This window comes from Streptomyces barringtoniae (genome assembly GCF_020819595.1).
Lineage (GTDB): Bacteria > Actinomycetota > Actinomycetes > Streptomycetales > Streptomycetaceae > Streptomyces > Streptomyces barringtoniae.
Genome location: NZ_JAJHNP010000097.1, coordinates 1 through 648 on the forward strand (window position 1 = coordinate 1; position 648 = coordinate 648).

The 648-nt window shown below is 71.6% G+C and carries 1 protein-coding gene; it reads left to right on the forward strand.

The window, feature by feature from the left end; all coding sequences use genetic code 11:
• On the forward strand, positions 1–648 hold a 648-nt coding region (locus LMU33_RS40875), incomplete at both ends, for an acyltransferase domain-containing protein (protein WP_228627189.1).

The following is a 648-nucleotide window of genomic DNA, read 5'->3' on the forward strand; positions in this document are numbered from 1 at the left end:
AGTGGTGAGGTTTCGCGGTTGCGTGCGGGGGTGGCCGCGGTTGCGGCCGGTTCGGTGGCGCCGGGTGTGGTGCAGGGGGTGAGTGCGGGGGGTAAGACGGTGTTCGTCTTCCCGGGTCAGGGTTCGCAGTGGGCGGGCATGGCTGCACAGCTTCTGGATGTGTCGCCGGTGTTCGCTGCCCGGATCGGTGAGTGCGCGGCGGCGCTGGACCCCCTCACGGACTGGTCGTTGGTGGATGTGCTGCGGCAGGTGCCGGGTGCGCCGTCGCTGGAGCGGGTGGATGTGGTCCAGCCCGCTCTGTTCGCGGTGATGGTCTCCCTGGCCGAGCTGTGGCGGTCGGCGGGTGTGCAGCCCGCCGCCGTGCTCGGCCATTCCCAGGGAGAGATCGCCGCCGCCTGTGTCGCAGGCATCTTGAGTCTTGAGGATGCGGCGCGGGTGGTGGCGTTGCGCAGTCAGGCGATCGGCCGGGTTTTGGCCGGGCGTGGCGGGATGGTGTCGGTGGCGCTGCCGGTGGCGGCGGTGCGGGAGAGGATCGCCGTCTGGGGTGAGGAGCGGGTGTCGGTGGCGGCGGTGAACGGGCCGTCGTCGGTGGTGGTGTCGGGTGAGCCGCGGGCACTGGAGGAGCTGCTGGCCGTCTGTGAGGCGGAG